This is a genomic window from Cohnella zeiphila (assembly GCF_014212055.1).
Taxonomy (GTDB): Bacteria; Bacillota; Bacilli; order Paenibacillales; family Paenibacillaceae; genus Cohnella; species Cohnella zeiphila.
Genome location: NZ_JACJVO010000019.1, coordinates 32719 through 52532, shown reverse-complemented (window position 1 = coordinate 52532; position 19814 = coordinate 32719). Strand labels below are relative to the sequence as shown.

General features: G+C 54.8%; 10 protein-coding genes. All 10 read left to right on the top strand.

The features are described 5' to 3' along the window. Positions 1–1731, top strand: a complete 1731-nt coding sequence (locus H7C18_RS15630) for a type 2 periplasmic-binding domain-containing protein (RefSeq protein ID WP_185130019.1) — start codon at positions 1–3, stop codon at positions 1729–1731. 108 nt (positions 1732–1839) lie between these two features. Further along, a complete protein-coding gene (locus H7C18_RS15625; protein WP_238357724.1) occupies positions 1840–2556 on the top strand; it encodes a class I SAM-dependent methyltransferase in 717 nt (238 codons plus the stop codon). Positions 2557–2574: 18 nt separating this feature from the next. After that, positions 2575–3480, top strand: coding sequence for a carbon-nitrogen hydrolase family protein (locus tag H7C18_RS15620; protein WP_185130017.1), 906 nt, complete (start codon positions 2575–2577; stop codon positions 3478–3480). A gap of 17 nt (positions 3481–3497) precedes the next feature. Continuing rightward, the gene (locus H7C18_RS15615) at positions 3498–3740 is read left to right on the top strand and encodes a GNAT family N-acetyltransferase (protein WP_185130016.1); all 243 of its coding nucleotides are present in this window, start codon (positions 3498–3500) and stop codon (positions 3738–3740) included. Between the two features lie 72 nt (positions 3741–3812). Next, entirely contained in the window at positions 3813–5351 is a 1539-nt protein-coding gene (locus tag H7C18_RS15610; RefSeq protein ID WP_185130015.1) for an FAD-dependent oxidoreductase, read from the top strand. A 158-nt stretch (positions 5352–5509) separates the two neighbouring features. Next, a complete protein-coding gene (locus H7C18_RS15605) occupies positions 5510–6667 on the top strand; it encodes a type III polyketide synthase (RefSeq protein WP_185130014.1) in 1158 nt (385 codons plus the stop codon). Then, positions 6660–7373, top strand: a complete 714-nt coding sequence (locus tag H7C18_RS15600; RefSeq protein ID WP_185130062.1) for a methyltransferase domain-containing protein — start codon at positions 6660–6662, stop codon at positions 7371–7373. The genes H7C18_RS15605 and H7C18_RS15600 overlap by 8 nt, the downstream gene beginning before the upstream one ends. Before the next feature lie 31 nt (positions 7374–7404). After that, entirely contained in the window at positions 7405–8544 is a 1140-nt protein-coding gene (locus H7C18_RS15595) for an NAD(P)/FAD-dependent oxidoreductase (protein WP_185130013.1), read from the top strand. A gap of 32 nt (positions 8545–8576) precedes the next feature. After that, positions 8577–10691 (top strand): MMPL family transporter, encoded by a 2115-nt coding sequence (locus H7C18_RS15590; protein ID WP_238357723.1) that lies wholly within the window; start codon positions 8577–8579, stop codon positions 10689–10691. Positions 10692–11024: 333 nt separating this feature from the next. Continuing rightward, entirely contained in the window at positions 11025–19547 is an 8523-nt protein-coding gene (locus tag H7C18_RS15585) for an OmpL47-type beta-barrel domain-containing protein (RefSeq protein ID WP_420481863.1), read from the top strand. The last annotated feature ends 267 nt before the right edge of the window (positions 19548–19814 follow it).

The following is a 19814-nucleotide window of genomic DNA, read 5'->3' as shown; positions in this document are numbered from 1 at the left end:
ATGGCGAATAAGAGGCTGAAAAAGGTTCTTGGCATGTCGATCGCGGTACCGCTGCTATTATCGGCCGCTACGGCATGCAGCAGCAATTCGAACGATAATTCCGGGGGGCAGAACGGAGCGAGCGCAAGCAGTTCGGCATCGAACGGAGCGAGCGCAAGCAGCTCGGCCAAGGGCGGCGATAAGCCCGAGCAAGTCACGCTGTCCTTCCTGAGCAACTGGAACGGCGGCGGCGGGAGCTTTCCGCAAGATCAGGTGAACAATCCCGTCGCCCAGCGGGTCAAGGAAGTGACCGGCGTTACGCTCAAGATGGAATCGATCACCACCAACGAGACGGAGAAGCTGAACACGATCTTCGCTTCCGGCACGGTTCCGGACATGGTCAACGCTCCCTTCTGGTCCACGACAAGCGGGGAAGGGCAGGTCATCAAGAAGGCGGCTTTGGAAGGGCAATTGCTGGATTTGACTCCTTATCTGGACAAATATCCGAATGTGAAGAAGCTTATGACCACCGGCGTCGCGAAGGACTTTTCCGAATTTGAGATGAACAGTCCCGATTTCCAAGGCAAAAACTACGTTATTCCGATGCAGACGCCGGACGGCTCCGTTGAGAGCATCCACAACTGGAATTATGGCTTGTACGCCCGCGGTGACATTCTGAAGGCATTGAACGTCAACCCGGAGGATATCGATACCGAAGATAAATTGTACGACCTGCTGGTCAAGATCAAGAACGGGAATTTCAAGGATATTAGCGGGAAGCCGGTCATTCCGGCCGGCACCATGCACGACGGATGGGATTACGGCCAATTCCTGAAAGGCTGGTCCGACTACACGATTTCCGATTACCGGCAAGGCAGCGACGGCAAGCTGCAGTTCTGGATGTTCTCCAAGGACGAAGAAGATAAGCTGATGTACATGAGGAAAATTCTCGCAGGCGGGCTGTTCGACCCCGAAGCCTTCAGCAATACGGATACGATGGCCAACGAGAAGCTGGCCACAGGGAAGCTGGCCGTATTCGCCGCTCAGGACATGGTGGGGCAGCTTGACAAGACGCTCTACAAGACGAATCCGGAAATGCAATACGAATTGCTCGGGCCGTTGAAGAACAAGAGCGGGAAAATTGCGACGCAAGTGGAAAAACCGGGACGTTCCGGCTTCCCGGTCATCTTCCTGAGCGCGAAGATCAAGAATCCCGACGCGGCGCTGCGCTTCCTGGATTATATCAACAGCGACGAGGGCCGGCTGCTCGCCTACTGGGGAATCGAAGGAAAGGACTATCAAATGGAGAACGGAAAGCCCAAGTGGATTCCGGACGTGAAGCAAAAGTATGACAACGATCCGGATTCGAAGAGAGACGCGGGCCTTAATTACCTCAATGCCAACTTTATCGGGGGCTTCTCCAGCGACGTCACCTGGCCCAAGTCGGAAGACGAGAAGACGAAGGCGGAAAAATTGCAGGCGAGCTTCTCGGCCAAGATGCCCATTCAAGTTATCGATAAAGTGAGCGCCAACTACTTGGCATGGAGCTGGCCCAAGTGGAAGCAGTATCAGGATGCGACCGTCAGCTTGAATTATGCCGACGAGTTCAAGAAGGCGCTTTTTGCGAAATCCGACGATCAGGCGCTGAAGATTCTTCATGACATTCAAGACAAGTACAGAGCCGCTGGCGCGGAAGAAATGACGGATTACGTCGCTCAGGAAGCTGCTAAGAGAGACGACATCGGATTCTAATGGAATAAAGAGAATGTAAGGGTACGGACTTTCTCCGAAAGGGGAGAGAGGCCGTACCTTTTCTTGTATAATAAAGGAATACAATCCCAATAGGAGGACGACTTGAAAATGGAGAGAACCATCCGTTCCGTAGAGGATGTATTGAAGATGTTGGATCATCCCTTCCGGTCTCCGGACCAATTCTGGGACCCTTTTTATACTGATCGGGAAAAGGCGGTCCCCTTCTTTAAAAACGCGCCGGACGAGAACCTGGTATCCTATTGCGCGAGAGGGCTAATCAAGCCGGGTAAAGCGATGGATCTCGGATGCGGCCCGGGGCGAAACTCCTTGTACCTGGCACAACAAGGGTTCGACGTTGCAGGCTGCGACATATCCGGCACGGCCATTCAATGGGCCCGGGAACGGGCGGAGGAGAAAGGATTAAACATCCGTTTCGAATGCAAATCCGTGTTCGAGATCCATTCCGAAGGGGAATACGATCTCGTATATGATTCGGGTTGCCTGCATCATCTGCTGCCTCATCGAAGAATTCAATATTTGGAGATGGTTAGCCGTGCGCTGAAGCCGAAAGGATTTTTTGGCATCACCTGCTTTAGGCCGGGCTTCGGGGACCAGGGAGGTCCTGTCCGCGAGATGTCGGATTGGGATGTTTATCAAGAAGGAACGATGAATGGTGGATTGGCGTTCTCGGAAGAGAAGATCAAATATTTGCTGGAGCCTTTTTTCAAATGCATCGAATTTCGGGCATCGGAAGTCCCGGATCACGATGAAAGCTTCGGCGTTCCTTTTCTGTGGGCTTCTCTTTGGCGGAAAAAGAAATCTTAAATCCTGGGAGGATGACCTTTGAAAACTTTTACCGTTGCGGTCGTACAATACAATTGCAGTGAACCGGATCAAAAACGGAATACCGAAATCGGTTTGCAATTTGTAAGAGAAGCGAAGGATCTCGGAGCCGACATGGTCCTATTCCCGGAATGTTGGATAACGGCGTACGCTTTTCCCGATATTGTGGAAACGAATCTGCCATCCCAGGAGATCGAGAAACATCCTGAGTTCAAAGCATGGTACGAGGCGGCAATAGACGACAACAATAAATTTTTAAAATCCTTTCAAGAGGCCGCCAAAGAATTATCGATTGGAATTGTCATAACGGCATTCACCAAAGGGGTAAAACGACCTCAAAATTCGGCATTTGTAATCGATCGAAACGGGGAAGTTTTATTAAAATACAGTAAAGTGCATACCTGCGATTTTAGCAGCGAGCGAATGCTTGAAAGCGGTACTGAATTTAAGGTTTGCGATTTTGAAGGCGTCAGGCTGGGCATTATGATTTGTTACGACAGAGAGTACCCTGAAAGCGCCAGAATTCTCATGTTAAAGGGTGCGGAAATCATTCTGGTACCGAACGATTGCGGAACGATGGAGCCTCGGTTGCAGGCGCTCTCAACACGGTCATATGAGAATATGGTCGGCATTGCGATGGCCAATCCGCCCGGTGAAAATGCGGGGAATTCCTGCGCTTTTAGCCCTATCGTGTGGGATAAGGAAGGAAAAGCGGTCGACAACACGATTCTAAGGGCAGATCGCATGACAGAAGGCGTCTTCTTGGCCAAATTTGATTTGGACGAATTGAGGGACTACAGAAGCCATGAAATGATGGGAAATACGTTCCGGAAAGTCAATGCATATGAAGATTTGCTCGTCGACAAAGTGAGTGAGCCTTTTAGACGATCGAGCTATGAAATTTGATTTTAAGGAGAAAATACATGCCCTTGATCATTCGAACGGAAACGAACCAAGATTTCAATCAAGTCAGAGACGTTCACGTCGAGGCTTTTGGACATCGGGAGGACGAAGCGAACTTGGTGGACCGAGTTCGCAATTCCATGTTCTTTATTCCGGAGCTTTCAATTGTTGCAGAGCTGGATAAAGAAATCGTCGGTCACTTGCTAATCAGCAAGGCCGTCGTCGTGGACCATCTCGTAACGCACGAAGTTCTCCTGCACTGAGTTTAACGCAAGTGGTATAAAAAATCCGCGTTCGGCAATGTTGGTATCAAAAGGAAAGAAAGGACATTGCGAATGCCTAACGAACAGTCGCCGCAAGCGGCCCTTCCGACATTTCCGGAATCTTACTGGCTCGCAACCGGAAGCGTTCCGAGTTTTCCAAAGCTGGAGCAAGATATTCAGGTAGACGTAGCGATCGTCGGAGCCGGCATTTCCGGCATCACAACGGCCTATTTGCTCTCGAAGCAAGGCCTTAAAGTCGCGTTGGTCGAAGCCGGACGATTGCTTAACGGAACGACAGGCCATACGACGGCCAAGATTACGGCCCAGCATGATCTCATTTACGATGAGTTCATTTCGCACTTCGGAAAAGAACAAACGAGGCTTTATTACGACGCTAACCGGGAAGCTCTTCAGTTTATCAAACAAACCGTTGACCAGCATCGAATCTCGTGCGATTTTACGGAGGAAGATGCTTATGTTTATACGAATTCGGACGAATATGTGAAAAAAATAGCGGCCGAATTTGCTGCTTATGAGGCGTTGGGGATCCCTGGTTCCTACCTGGAGCAAGCGCCTTTGCCTTTTCAAACGAAAGCCGCTGTCGTCATGAAAAATCAGGCCCAGTTCAACCCGGTGCCCTATCTCAGTCATTTGGCGAACGAGTCCGCGCAAAAGCACGGGTGCCAAATTTATGAGCAAACCACGGCCGTAAGCATTGAAAAAGGAGATCCGGCTGTTGTCATAACGAATGAAGGGCATCGAATTACGTGCCGTTATGCCGTATCCTGCTCCCATTTTCCTTTTTACGACGGAGGAGGATTTTACTTTGCCAAGATGCATGCGGAAAGAGCTTACGTTCTCGCCGTAAAGACGTCCAAGGAATTGCCGAGAGGAATGTTCATAAGCGCGGAGGATCCGAAACGCTCGCTACGGTCGGTTATGGCAAACGGGGAAAAGCTGGTGTTAATCTCCGGCGAAAACCACAAGACGGGACAAGGGATCTGCACATTCGAGCATTATGAGGCTTTGCAAAGCTTCGGAGAACGATATTTGGGAGTTGAGGAAGTCCGTTACCGGTGGTCCGCCCAAGATTTGGTGACGTTGGATAAGCTTCCTTATATCGGACGTACCCATTCGGACGACCCCAACATCCTTGTCGCGACCGGCTATAAGAAGTGGGGCATGTCGACGGGGACGGCGGCAGCGTTGTTAATCGAGAAGCTGGTTACCGGAGAAGACAGTCCTTACCGGGAGCTTTTTAAACCCGGAAGATTCCACGCGGATCCGAGCCTCAAAACGTTGATCGTCCAAAACGCGGACGTGGTGAATCACCTGGTGTCCGGCAAGGTCGAGATGGTCTTCAAGAAGCCGGAGGAGCTCAATCGCGACGAAGGAGCGGCGGTGAGGGCAAACGGCAAAAGAGCCGGGGCCTATCGGGATCCGCAAGGCCAATTGCATATCGTGGACACGACATGCACGCATATGGGCTGCGAAGTGGAGTGGAACCATGGGGAACGAACCTGGGATTGCCCATGCCACGGCTCGAGATTTTCATACGATGGGGAAGTTCTCGAAGGTCCCGCTTTAAAGCCTCTAACAAGAATCGAATAAGATATCTTGAGTTTTATCGGAGAACAGCTCTTTTGACAGAGCTGTTTTTTTGTTTCTTCTATACATATTGAAATGAAAGGATGAATAGATGTTTAAAAAGGAGAGGGCTTGGCCGACTTTTCTCATTTTCCATACTCGTGAGGGGATGAACATAGGAAATGAATCAGACGGATCACAACGTCGCAATATTGGGAATAGGAACGGCCGTGCCGGAATTTCGGCTCGATCAAGCCGATACGTCCGACAGACTTGCTCAAGCATTAAGGGAGTATCCGAACTCGATGCGCTGGGCCAAAAGAATATTCAAGCAATGCGGGGTGGAAACCCGTTATACGTGCGAACCGAACCTGCTGGAATCCGCCGAAAATTGCAGGTATTTCTCATACGAACCCCATCGCCCCGTGCCTTCGACCGCAGAACGAATGGAGACCTATAAAAGAGAGTCGGTGCCTCTGGCGCTGAATGCGGCGAGAAGAGCCCTAACAGATGGAAACGTGGAGGCTTCGGAGATTACTCACCTGATTACGGTTAGCTGTACGGGGCAATTCCTTCCCGGCATGGATGCGGAACTGATCCATCGGTTGGGACTGGCTGTCTCCGTCAATCGGATTCCCCTGAACTTTCTGGGATGCGCCGCGGGCCTGAAAGCCATTGGCTTGTCGCGGGAAATCGTCGCAAGCCATCCATACGCCAAAGTCTTGATCGTCTGCGTAGAACTATGCACCCTTCACATTCAGCCTTCCGTAGAGCGCAAGGCCTTATTCGGCGCCTCTTTTTTCGGCGATGGCGCATCCGCTTGCATCGTAGGCGCCGGGGGCTTCGTTCCTCATGGCGTATTCCGGCTTGGCAAAGGGCACTCCGTTCTTTTGCCCGACTCGGCGGAAGAGATGGTTTGGGAAGTGGGCAATTCGGGCTTCGATCTGTATCTTTCTCCGGACATTCCGAGACTGATCGGGAGATTCATACCCGAACAAGTAGAGAGCCTGTTAAGCGGCAGCCCGAATCACAAGCCGGAACTATGGGCGATTCATCCCGGGGGTAAGGGAATCCTCGATACTCTGGAAGACACGTTCGGCCTTACGGAGGAACAAACCGGACCGAGCCGCAGCGTATTGCGGAAATACGGGAATATGTCCTCGGCCACCCTATTGTTTGTCCTTCATGAGATGAGGCAGGAGCTAACGGCAAGCGGTTCCGGTCCCTTAAACGGAGTAACCCTGGCATTCGGTCCGGGCCTTACGTGCGAGATGACCCTGTTTACTTATGTTCCGGCCCTCCATGCCCAAATGCAGCCGCTAAATGAAGTCCATGCTTAAAGGACTCAAGCAGCGGGCTCATGAACGCGAGTTGATGGACGACCTGTCGACAGGGGGACCGGAGCTTCGCGAAGCTTTACGCCATCTTCGGATTCTGAACCGGATATTCGGCGCTTCCGGACCTACGCTCTACGGCGTGCGGCGTTTATGGACGGAAGCGAACAAGCCGCGGCATTTTTCCATTCTGGATATTGGAGCGGGGTCCGGCGACGTGAATCGTCAGGTCCTGCGATGGGCGGATCGGAACGGGATCGATCTAACCCTCACTTTGGTCGACATCACCGAGGAAGCTTGCGAGGAGGCGCGACTGCTTTACCGCGAGGAACCGAGGGTGGAAGTGAGGAGATGCGATTTATTCGGGCTGCCGGAGGGCTGCGCGGATGTCGTTGCGGGAACGCAGTTTGTTCATCATTTTGATACGGAGGAGCTTCCCGCGGTCGTGAACAGCATGCTGAAGGCATCCCGGATCGGCGTGGCGATCAACGATATCCATCGCCATTGGATCCCTTGGTCCGCCGTATGGCTTACGGCGCGGCTGGTCTCCGGCAACCGCTATATTTTGAACGACGGGCCGCTGTCCGTTGCCAAAGGGTTTCGCTCCGCAGACTGGAAGAACCTCAGGAAGGCTTCGGGCGCCGCCAAGATGTTTTATGCCTGGAGACCGTTATTTCGATATGCAGTCGTTATCCGGAAGGGAACGCCATAATCCATAATCCTATTCGACGGAGTGGAACGAGATGGTTCGCAGATTCGATGTAGCGGTGCTTGGCGCCGGGGTAGCCGGAAGCAGCTTGGCCAAGTCGTTGGCGGACCGGGGGTGGGAGACCGTCTTGATCGACCGCAAGCATTTCCCGCGGCACAAAGTTTGCGGAGAATTCCTTTCCCCTGAATCTCGGACGATGCTAAAAACTTTCGGTCTGCAGGAAGCGGTGGAATCGATAAACCCCAGCCTGATCGAGCGCTCTCGTCTAATCTTAAGCAAGGGGGCGGAATTGGAAGTTCCTCTGCCGGGCATTGCATTCGGGGTGAGCCGGTATTCCCTGGATTCGGCTCTCCACGGTTCGGCGATCGGCTCTGGCGTCCAGATGCTTCCAGCCACCACGGTTACGAACGTGTATCCCGATCATGGAGGGTATACGATCGAAGCGAAGCAGGGAGAAGAAAGGAAAGATTTGCGCGTACGAGCCGTGATTGCCGCATGGGGCGCTAACGGCCATCCTGTGCTTTCGCGTCATCGTCCGAATCCGGACCGTACGTATATCGGCGTGAAATCCCACTTTCGCGGATTAGAGATGGAGCCTGTCGTGGAGCTCTATTTTTTTGACGGCGGATATTTGGGCATTTCGCCCATTGAAGGCGGTTTATTCAACGTCGCGGCGCTGCTGCGGCGGAAGGCTTTTCGGAACGCGGAAAAAACGATAGAGGGGCTGCTCGACGCCGCATGCGGCAGAAATCCGAGGCTGTATCGAAAGCTGGCTCATGCCGTTCCGGTACAAGGCACTCAAGCGGCCGTCGCCCCGGTAGATCTAACCCGCAAGCCGGTGACCTGGAGTTCGATTCCTCACGTGGGGGATGCCGCCGTCATGATTCCGCCGCTCTGCGGAGACGGGATGTCGATGGCGCTTCGTTCGGCCCTGTTGTGCGCCCCTCTGGCAGATCGCTATTTAACCGGGCGCCTCTCGCTTCATGATTGGCAGCGCGAATATTCAAAGTCCGTTCGGCGCGAATGGAAAGGCCCTTTGGCGTGGGGACGTCTTGTCCAACGGCTGTTCGATTTCCCCGTCCTGCCCCGGCTTTTCTTGGGCGCGGCGCGATGGGCGCCGGGACTGGCGAACGGGTTGGTCAACGCGACCCGGCTAAAAGAAGCGGATTTATAGTCGTCGTATCCGTGCATAAGGGAGTCCGTGTCATGGTTCTGCGAAAAACCGTCATCCTGGCGTGGACCTTGTTCTTGCTCGTATTCGGATCCTTCGCTCCCAAGCTGCCTTCCGTTCTTATGGATCATGGCTTATTTCCGGATGGGGAATACGCCAGAGTCGAACAGATCCTTTCATCCGATTTCCGCATCCCCAAAGACCCCGTCATTCTTCTCTTCGAAAAGAAGCCGTCCGTCGCTCCGCAACAATTTCGACAGTTCATTCAACAAACTTTATTCCAGATGCGAGGAATCGAGGGCATCGGCCGAATCGTCTCGCCTTTTCAAAGGGAAGGGATGTTCAATGGCAATTTTACCTATGCGCTGCTTGGTCTCAAGCCTGATTCCCGGAACATACCGGTTACCCTCGATGACATTCAAAGGCGCTTGGCTCCCGCTGCAGAGATCTCCGTGAGCATGACAGGCAAACCCGTGGTACAAACCGACGTAAACCGGGCGAGCCGGCATGATTTGCAAAAGGCGGAACGAATCGGAGTTGCGGCTGCCTTTCTCGTCATTTGGGTGGCCTTCGGAACAATCGCACTCGCTCTGATCCCCATTATTGTCGGTCTGATCAGCGTAACGGGTACCATGGGAATCATGTATTTGCTGGGGACTCAAGTCGAGCTGTCCAACTTTGTCTTAAATGTTATCCCCATGGTAGGACTAGCCCTCAGCATGGATTTTGCTTTGATGATCGTCAGCCGTTTTCGGGAGGAAGCGGAGAAAGCGCCTCTGGGGCAAGCGTTGGAGATTACCATGAATACGGCCGGAAGAGCTGTCCTGCTCTCGGCAACCTGCGTTTTTCTAGGCTTGACGGGGATTCTTTGGATACCGCTTCCTATGTTTTCCAGCATTGCGATCGGAGCGATGATCGTATTAACGGTCTCGGTATGGCTGACCCTCACGTTGATTCCGGCGCTTTTGTCCGTTTTGTGGCCGATTCTCCGATCGGGAAGGAAGCCGCGGCCTGCGTTTGCGCACAGAAAGATTTGGGATGCGATATCGGCCTTTGTGCTAAAGAGGCCTGTCCGAATGGGGCTATTGGCTTCGTTATTTTTAATGGGCTGCTGCTTGCCTTTAAGCAGGATGAGAGTAACCGTACCCGATGCGACTTCTTTGCCGCCGAACGAACCGTCGCGCCTGGCGTTCGAGAGCTATGAAGCCGAATTCTTTTCCCCGTCGCGTTCGGATGTTTATTTGATCGTGGAAGGCCCGGCGCAAAAGCTAAACAAGGAGGATTGGCAGAACGCTTATGCGCTTGTACGCGAATTAAAAAATGATCCGGACGTACAAGAGGTGGATTCCGTATTCGGAGCTTTGCGCGTCCCGCCGGAAAGACTTTACGATCTCATGCAGGATACGAGAATCAAAGAGAAGTACGAGCCCGTCCTTCAACCATTCATTAGCGACAATAAAATGCTTGTTCGCGTCTCGCTCAGGGGGGCGCCAACGTCCCCGAAAGTGATGGATTGGCTTAGACTCCGGGAGCAGGAGGGAGTGTCTTCGGATATTCGCTTTTTATTGGGAGGGGAAGCGAAATACCGCCAAGAAGTATTTGACGACATCTTTCGGAGCATCCCCTATGCGCTTCTCTTTATTTTAGTCTCCAACTATGCGGTGTTGTTTGTCGCCTTCAGGTCCCTTCTCCTGCCTTTCAAGACGATCGTCATGAACCTGTTAAGCTTGGGGGCCTCATTCGGAATTTTGGCTTGGATTTTTGAGGAAGGCCTCTTCGGAATGGAACCGGGCAGCATCGCGATTATGATTCCGGTATTCATTTTCGGTCTCGTTTTTGGAATCAGCATGGACTATGGAGTTTTCCTGCTATCGCGCATCTTCGAGGTCTATCGGCAGACACGGGATAACGACCGTGCGGTAATGACAGGACTGGCTTCAACCGGAAGGATCATTACTTCGGCTGCCGCGATTATGATCGCCGTCACCGTGCCTTTCGCATTCGGCGAGGTTGCGGGAGTGAAGCAGCTTGGAATCGGGATTGCGGCGGCGATCTTCATCGATGCGACTGTCATTCGAATGGTACTGGTCCCGTCGCTCATGAAGCTGCTTGGCAAATGGAACTGGTGGGCGCCGCGAAAAACTCCGTAAGGATGCCATAGAAATTGGTTGATTGACCCATATAAAGCGTTTCCATTATGGGGTTATGATGTTATCGGGCTCCGAAATCGGGCCGCCGGCGCATACGGACGCCACCCCATACAACGAGGAACGTTTGCCCGCATACGGGGAGGAAGGCATGGATTGCCTCCTCCCTTTTTTGTCTGAATTGGGGACAGGCTGCTTTGAAGCCGCATGCGCCGCTGGAAGCAGTCATGACGTGAAAGGGGGGAGCCGAACGGGAGTTGAAGATTCGAAGGAGTGAAATCGCACAATTATGCCCGATCGAAATTCAACAATGGGAGGTTATGCAAAGTGGCATTAATGCGTGGATTCAGGCGAATTCATCGCTCTTCAACGATTTTTTTGGCATTCGTCCTGGTGCTTGCGAGCTTCGCGGGCTTGAACGCCCGCACCCAGACGGCCCATGCAGACGGCAGCTCAAATGACGGCGGCACTTTCCTGGGCAGCTTGGACTTTGATTATGTGAACGGCGGGGCATCCGGCGGTCCGCGGTCGGAAATCGACCCCTATGACACCAATGCGAATGACACGTACATTAAACCCGCAGCCACGAATATGTGGGCGGGATATTCCTGGCAGGGCGTACCCGAATACGCCGCATTGTCGGTTCCCGTCAGCATGCTCTATAACTCGGCAACCGGGCAAACCGGCGAAGAGGCCGGCGAAGAGGGCATTTCCTATAATAATTGGAATAACACCTTGGGTATATTTACGGACGATTCCACAGGCGAGAGTCATGGCGCTCTCGTATACGGTTCCGGCTACGGCAATAATAATTTCGATTTCGGCTTCCTTCCGGATACGGCGGGCGTCGATTCCGCAGGTATGAAGCTGACCGTCGCCGTAACTTATTTTGACGCACAGGATAATCCTAACAATGGTACGGTTAGCCTGGACTACAAAAAGGAGGGCTATGATTGGCCATGGCTCTGGCCGCAAGCCGACCAGGATGCGGCCAAGTTTCAGCTTGTCCACGATGGACACTGGAAAACGCAGACCTTCACCATAGATCCCATCCCCGACGGCAACCGTTGGTTCGGTCTGTCCGGAGATTTGGCCTATCTTCCTGTTTCTAGCATTACGGTAACCAATTCTTCCGATTCGGGAACCACGGACCCCGGCAATCCTCCTCCTGAAGGCGTGGTGCAGTACGTCAACCAGACGACTCACCCGTTTGACCGTGCCAATGGAAAGATGTCGGATGTCTACCCTGACGATTCCATGTTCGCCTGGGATGGCGGCTGGTGGCGCGACGGATGGTATTGGTTCTACGATAATGGCGGCAACGCAGGCGACTCCTTCACCATGAAGTTTTATGGTACCAGCGTTTCCGGCTACGGTCCGGCGAACGTCACCGGCTACGATGTTTACATCGACGACGGCGCGACACCGGCGTTCACCCACACCTACAACGGTGAACAATGGGTAGATGGCAATGGCGTCATGTTCACCGTCGACGGTCTGACCGCCGGCGAACACGTGATGAAGGTTGTCAATAAAGGCGATGGCAGTTCACTGGCATTCGATTCGTTCAGCTATGTGAACGGTTCTGATCCAGACAATCCCAATCCGCCGGGATCGGGTCCGGCCAACCGCACCGACGTTCAGTCACCGGCTTTGCGGAGCAACCTGACCGACGATAATGTGACCGTTGCTTTCACCAACGCGACGGGCGCGACGGCCAAAGTCTGGAGCCAGAAGCAGCCTTCCGATACCAGCGTAATCAATACGAACGGCACCAAGGACTTGGTGGCGGACGTAACCATGGCGGACGGCGCCGGCAGCTTCGTATTCCCGGCCAGCAAGTTCCCCAAAGGCCCTATCGCCATCCGCATCGATGTCTACGACGCACAGGGCAAGTTTGTGGACACAGCCTACGCCCAGTACTACAACACGGTAGGCGTAGAGTGGAAGACAGGACTTGGCGAAGCTCCGGTCAACCCTGTGACCCAAGGCATGAACGTCACCTATGCGGATGATTTCAACACCATGCCTAACCTGTCCGTTACCGGCGACGGTATAGGTTCCAGCGCGGACAACACCGCCATCGCTGCCGACGCGGCTCACTCCTATGCCACCCGCAAGGTGGATGAGGACAGAGGCGGAATGTTTGGCTGGTCCTATTTTGCAGACCATGACGGCAGCAAGTACGATCCATTTTCTCTGACTGACAATCAATATATGAAGCTCACCACCACTTACTGGCCGGAGGGCAATGTCCCCGGCGCTTCGGGTTATTGGGGTCAGAAGACCACCACCGGCTACCTGTCCAGCTTGGGACAGGACGGTTCGGGCTTCCACACGAGCGGCGGCCACAACCAGTATTTTGAGGCTCGCATGTTCGTCGGTCCTAACCCGGCTCACTGGCCTGCTTTCTGGCTGCTGACCTCCAACGGTGCGATTCACTCCGACGGCTCGCTGTCCCCGGTCTTCGGCGGTCCAAGCGATGAGCTTGATATCAACGAAAGCTACTTGGGCACTCCTGACGGCTACCAGACCACAACTCATCAGTGGGGCTATGATACAGGCAAGAGTGGCGGACAATGGAACAGCATCGACACTCCCGACTGGTCCAACATCAACATTGCCATGGGCTTCCATACCTTCGGCGTGCTGATCACGGAGCAGACCACCACGTACTATGTCGACAACATTCCGGTATTCAACCGTCCTACGACGGAAGTGAGCTGGGAGGACGGCAGCTACTTCATTCTTAACGGCGGCGTGTCCGACCATTACGGCATTCCGCAGGACGGCGCGGACACCTTCGGTCCGGACAAACAGCCGATGGGCTTTACCCGCTACGGCGATTCCGCCGACGATTATATCGATTGGGTGCGCGTCTATGAGGATACCGACAATACGCCCCGGTTCGAGACGCCGGTCACATCGGTCAGCGCCTTCCCTGGCGACTATGTAACGGCGAACATCAATCGCAACACTGCAGCTCAGGCTGTGGGCGGCACTTACAACGTGACCTTCCCTAACGAAGGCTGGAAAGTGCTGGATCAAGACACCAACGAAATGGTGGCGGCAGACGGCACAACAGCGAGCGTCCCGTTCCAAGCAGGAAGCGCTCAGGATGAGTTGATCTTCCTGGCTCCTGACAGTATCCCGGCGAACAGCCAAGTCGTGATCGGCGTGACCTATGGGGACGATCATACGGTATACCAGCCGGATATGACGATCAAGCTGATCACCGAGAGCGATCAGGGTACCATGGTCGATGTCAACCGCGCTACTTATCCTTACCGCGCCATCGGCGGCGGCACGCAAGGCGCCTGGAGCAACTATGATACCTCCGCTAACGGGCAGAATTATTTTACCTTCGTAAAAGGAAACTGGTGGAGCGACGGCTGGTCGTGGATGTATGACAACGCCACCAATGCCGGTACGGTACAGTTCAACTTTCACGGCAACGCTTTCGAGCTGGACGTCACGAACGGCGACAGCGGCTGGCCGATCACCGTTTCGGTAGACGGCGAAGACGCTCAAACTTATGACACCCATGCTGCTGCCGATGCTAGCGCCGTTGCCTATACTTGGTCGGATCCATCCGGTCAGGACGAGGATCACGTGGTAACGATACAAGAAGAAGAGGGGGCGCCTAACGGTCGCTACACCCGCCTGAACGACTTCAAGTATTGGTACCATGAAGATACTTCCATTCCCAAATACACCTTGGAGAATAATAATTACCAAGTATCTCAAGACGGCCCGATCAAGCCCGGCGATGTCATTGATATCCTGATCGATCGCAATGCCGCTTCCGGCTCCACTTACGGCAGCTATAACATCACCTTGCCCAGCTATCCCGACTTTGGCGATAAGGGTTACCAAATCATCTCTAACTCTTCCCAAGTCATGCGGACTGTGGACGACATTCAGATTCAAGTTCCTTCCGATCCATCCTGGCAGGGGGTGACGGATACGATCACGATCCTGCCTCCGCAGGGTTCGGGCGTCACCAAGCCTCTTACCGTCTCGGTGAAATCGCCTGATCCTACGGCGGCTCCTGCTATTACCGGCGACCATATTGTCAACGTCAATAGTTCCACCTATCCTTATGTGAACATCCTGCCTGAGGGCGGCGGCGGCGCATGGGCGAACGGTTGGAACGGTTCCGCCTTCGATACGAGCACCCAGGCGATCCAGTACTTCGCCTTCAATGGCGGTTGGTGGTCGGACAGTTACGGCTGGATGTATACCAACGCTTCCGACGGCCAGTATGTGGATTTCAACTTTACGGGCGATGCGGTAGCTCTGTACGCCGAGTATCATAGCGACGGCGCTCCGTTTGACGTCTATCTGGACGGTTCGCTTCAAGGTTCCTACAGCTCCAAAGGCAATACGCCCAGCCTGCGCGTCTTCAGTGCAGGCGGTCTGGCGGCAGGGGAGCATACCTTGCGCGTAGAAACGACCGGATCTGGCACCATGAAGATCACCGGATTCGATTATGACGCTACGGATTCATCCCAACCTCAAGGAACGCTGGTGAAAGTCAACCAGGATACTCACCCGCTGCCCAACGGTCAGTTGCAATCTTCCGACAGCGATGACGCCGTGTTCAGCTGGAGCGGCGGTTGGTGGCGTGACGGTTGGAACTGGTTCTATGACAATGGCGGCAACACCAACGATCGCTTCACCCTCAACTTCAGCGGGACATCGATCTCCGGTTACGGCCCAATGGGCGGTAAGACCAACTTCGATGTTTATGTGGACGATGTGAAGACGGGTTCGTATAACAACGGCACGGAAGATAACGGCAGCGGCATGAATGAGCTGTTCAAAATCGAAGATCTGACCGCCGGAGATCACGTGCTCAAAGTCGTCAACACGGGCGGCGGCGACTGGCTGGCCTTCAACGAGTTCGACTACCTTAACGTGCCTGTAACCGATCCTCAAGGCACGCTGACCAAGGTCAATGCCGATACCTATCCCGGCAACGGTCAGGGTTCGTGGTCTTCCGTGCAAACGGGCACCTACTTCACGAACCTGAACGGCGGATGGTGGCGAGATAACACCTGGATGTACACAGCCGGCGACGCTTCTCTGAACTTCAACTTTACGGGGACGGAGGTTTGGGTTTACGGCAGCAAGATGAACACTTCCGGTTCGATCCAATTTTCCGTGGACGGCGTTCCGTCCTCCACCGTCGATGTCAACGATCCTAACGCTGCTTGGCCCGGTGCTGAGCACACCCTGCTGTTTCACCAGGACGGCCTGCAAGCCGGGCCGCATATTGTCACCGTCAACTATACCGCTCTCGACCCGTCGCAATTGCCTGCCGGCGAGAGCCGCAGCCTGCTGATTCTGGACGAGTTCGATTACATGTATGTTCCGGTGTCGGCTCAGTTCACCGCACCGGCTTCGGTCAGCGGCACCCAAGGGCAGGATTTGGTCATTCCGATCACACGCAATGACTCGGCTCAAGCTCTGTCCGGCTACTACAAAGTCGCATTGCCTGACGGCTTCGCCTCCATCGCCAATGTGAACTTCGCGGCCGGCAGCTCTGAAGATGACATTACGGTAACGGTGCCTGAGGACTACAGCACCAACACGGGCGTCATTACGGTAACGCCTGTATCGGGCGGTCTTAACTATCCGGTCATGACCATAGCGGTCAGCGTGCCGCTGCTGCCGCCGAAGGACATCGTCTCCTTGACGGATCCGTCGTTGTACCGCTCGACCATCAGCGGCAATACCACGCTGCAGTTTGTGGCGTTGGGCGGCTACACATCGGCGAAAGCGCAGTTTCTCCATGCTCCTGATGCGACCCACACCGATTCCCATGGCTATATCGTGGAGGTGGGACCTGTCAGCATGGATGAGAACGGGATCGGCTCCGTCACCGTCGACGCCGATCAGATGCCGCATGGTCCGGTCAGCGTTAGAGTCGTAGCCTCTACGCCGGCCGGCAAAACGGCCGACGGCTACTTCGACTTCTGGAACGACGGCGGTCAAGATTGGAACGTCGGTCTGCCTGCCGACGGCGATCTGCCCGCCGCGGCGCAAGGCAAGGGATTGAGTACCGTCTTCGCGGACGACTTCAATACGATGCCTTCCATCAGCTATACCGGCAAAAACGCGACCTATGCCGCTCACAAGCCCGACTATGCGGATTACGGCGAAGCGCTGTTCGCCGACCCTGACTCGGCTTACGATCCGTTCAGCCAAGTGGAGAGCTATCTGAGAATTACCACCACGAAGTACGATCAGAAGCTGCCGAAGTCGGTGGACGGCTACGAGCGGTACTTCACGACGGGTTTCCTCTCCAGCGCCCATGACGACGGCACCGGCTTCTGGACGGACGGCAACCGCGATCAATATTTTGAAGTTCGCATGTTCTTCCCGGCCAACCCGTCCCAGTGGCCTGCGTTCTGGACGCTGTCCAACCTGAACAATCGTGCCGGTCACGCAGGCACCGACGAGCTGGACATCAATGAAACCTGGCTGCCTTCCACCGGTTACTCGGTCAATACGCACCAGTGGAGCTACAACACCGGTCTGGGCGGCACCATAGGCGCTGTCGACACCGAATCAGTCATCGGCCCCGGCGTAGGCAGCGTCATAATGGGCTTCCATACGTACGGCGTCTATATCACGAAGGATATCACCTACTATTTCTTTGACGGCGAACAAGTAGGCCAGGAGAAAACACTGCCTCTGTCCTATCAGGACGGCAACTTCTTCATGATTAACAACGCGATCACCAATTCCGGCAATTATCCGGAAGGGTATGGCTTCGAGCGCTACGGCAGCCAGTCGGAGATGTATGTGGACTATGTGCGCGTGTTGGAAGGTCCGGTTCATACCGACCCGCTGTTCCATCTGGACTTTGACAACCTGGGCACGGTATCCGTCGCTCCAGGTCAAGATGTGTCCATCAAGATCGACCGTGCCAACGACGCGGCCGTGAACATGGCCGGCCAGTATCAGGTCACCATGCCTGAGGGCTGGACGGTCGTCTCCGGCGGTACCTTCGCCGCCGGCGCCGCCACCGACACCCTCGTGCTTCATGTACCTGACAACTATGTGCGCACCTCCGACAACATCAGCATCCAGCCCGCTGACGTCGCCGGCCAACCGGTGCCGAATCAGGAACCGCTGGCAGTTCCTGTGAAGAACACCGACGACAGTTTCGGCGTGTCGATCTATCCGGTGTACAATGCCGATACCCTGGGTTGGGATGCCGCCGTGTCCTTTACCAGCAAGAAAGCCGACGCCACCTTCGCTCCCGGTCAAGTGACGGTCAAGGACGATGACGGCAATGTCATCGGCACGGCTTCCTTTGGCGAGCTGCTTCCTGGCGCCACCCAGAAAGTGGTCATCCCGAACCTGCCGATCAACACGATGACGTTGACGAACCTGACCTTCGAGATCTCTCGCGAAGACGGCTATGTCAAGGACGTCGACCGGCCGATGAGCGGGCTGACGGCGCCGAAGACCGACAACGCTATCGATGTCAGCGAACCATTTAATGCCAGCCAGTGGGACAGCGCGATGACGGTTCATCTGGGCGAGGCGCAGTACACCGATGCCGGCGCCGCTTATCCCGGAGAGGACAAATTCTCGCTGAACCAGTATGTCAAGTGGGACGATAACTTCCTGTACATCGCCGCGGCGGTCAAGGACAGCACCCATGTCAACACGGCGGATACCGGTCTCAACGCCTGGGGTTCCGACAGCATCCAGCTCTCCTTCGATTCGACCAGAGCCGCCGGCTTCAGCGCCGATAAGGATCACATCCGCTATACGGGCGGCTTATTGCCGACCGGTGCGGATCTGGGCAATGAAACCGGCGCGATGAATCCGGACATTCAGTACCATTTCTACCGGGATGCCGCCACCCAGACGACGTACTACCTGATGGCCTTCCCTTGGAGCAACTTTGGCATCGCGAATCCGTCCGTCGACGGTACCGACCTGGGCTTCACGCTGCTGGTGAACAACAACGACGGCTTTGGCCGCACCGGCTGGCTGAGCTATATGTACGGTATCGCCACAGGCAAAAATCCTTATCAGTTCGGAGATTTGATTCTGACGGATCTTACGTCGCTCCCGTCCTCGTCTGATTCGACGGCTCCCGTAACGACGGCGGCGTTGTCTCCGGAACAGCCGGACGGACAAAACGGCTGGTACGTCCATCCGGTCACGCTGACTTTGTCTGCGGCGGATGACACCGGCGTTGCTTCGACCGAATACAGCACGGACGACGGAGCCGATTGGCAGCCCTATGGAGAGCCGCTGACGTTCGCCGCCGCCGGTTCATATGCCGTCAGCTACCGGTCGACGGATACGGCGGGCAACGCGGAAGCGCCGCAGAAGCTGGTCTTCCAAGTGGATGCGACCGCGCCCGCCATCACCGTAACCGAACCGTCGGATGGCCGTTATTCCGTAGCCGAGGAGATGGCCCCGCAATTTGCCGTAACGGACGATTTGTCGGGCGTGAACGAATCGCTGACGTCCGCGCTGTTGGACGGGAAGCCTATACAGCCGAATGAAGCCATTCCCGTTTATGCGCTGCCTTTGGGCGATCACGCGTTAACGGTGAGCGCTGCCGACTTGGCCGGCAACTCGCAGCAGACGACGGTGACGTTCCAAACCTATGCCGATCTCGATTCGCTCATGGAGCTGGTCGACCAATGGCTAAACCTGAACCGGATTGACAACCAAGGAATCGGCAACAGCCTGCTGCAAAAGCTGGGCAATGGCCACGTTAAGGCTTTCGTCCAGGAGGTGAAGGCGCAGCGGGGCAAGCACATTGCCGCCGATGCGGCCGATGCCTTGCTGCAGATCGCACGGCAGCTTCCCACCGAATAGACTCCTGACGACCGATGCCCCTGCCCGAAGCGGTTTGACCGCTTCGGACAGGGGTTCTTGCGTTAAAAAAGCGGAACATTGCCTTATTTTTCGGATGAATGCCTCCTACCGCCGTATGGGCCGGACTGATACAATCGGGGCATTAGTGCGGGGCGAATCCCGACAGACCAAATAAAAAGCGGGGATCGGCGGAGAGAGGCTAGACTGGGCCCGGATCGTCCTATAAGATGGAAAGAGAGGGGACGGCGGCGGGAAGACGCCGTCTTT

Coding starts and splice junctions, on each gene's coding strand:
- H7C18_RS15605 (WP_185130014.1), top strand. CDS start 5,510: ATGAATCAGACGGATCACAACGTCGCAATATTGGGAATAGGAACGGCC.
- H7C18_RS15625 (WP_238357724.1), top strand. CDS start 1,840: ATGGAGAGAACCATCCGTTCCGTAGAGGATGTATTGAAGATGTTGGAT.
- H7C18_RS15585 (WP_420481863.1), top strand. CDS start 11,025: ATGCGTGGATTCAGGCGAATTCATCGCTCTTCAACGATTTTTTTGGCA.
- H7C18_RS15600 (WP_185130062.1), top strand. CDS start 6,660: ATGCTTAAAGGACTCAAGCAGCGGGCTCATGAACGCGAGTTGATGGAC.
- H7C18_RS15610 (WP_185130015.1), top strand. CDS start 3,813: ATGCCTAACGAACAGTCGCCGCAAGCGGCCCTTCCGACATTTCCGGAA.
- H7C18_RS15630 (WP_185130019.1), top strand. CDS start 1: ATGGCGAATAAGAGGCTGAAAAAGGTTCTTGGCATGTCGATCGCGGTA.
- H7C18_RS15595 (WP_185130013.1), top strand. CDS start 7,405: ATGGTTCGCAGATTCGATGTAGCGGTGCTTGGCGCCGGGGTAGCCGGA.
- H7C18_RS15615 (WP_185130016.1), top strand. CDS start 3,498: ATGCCCTTGATCATTCGAACGGAAACGAACCAAGATTTCAATCAAGTC.
- H7C18_RS15590 (WP_238357723.1), top strand. CDS start 8,577: ATGGTTCTGCGAAAAACCGTCATCCTGGCGTGGACCTTGTTCTTGCTC.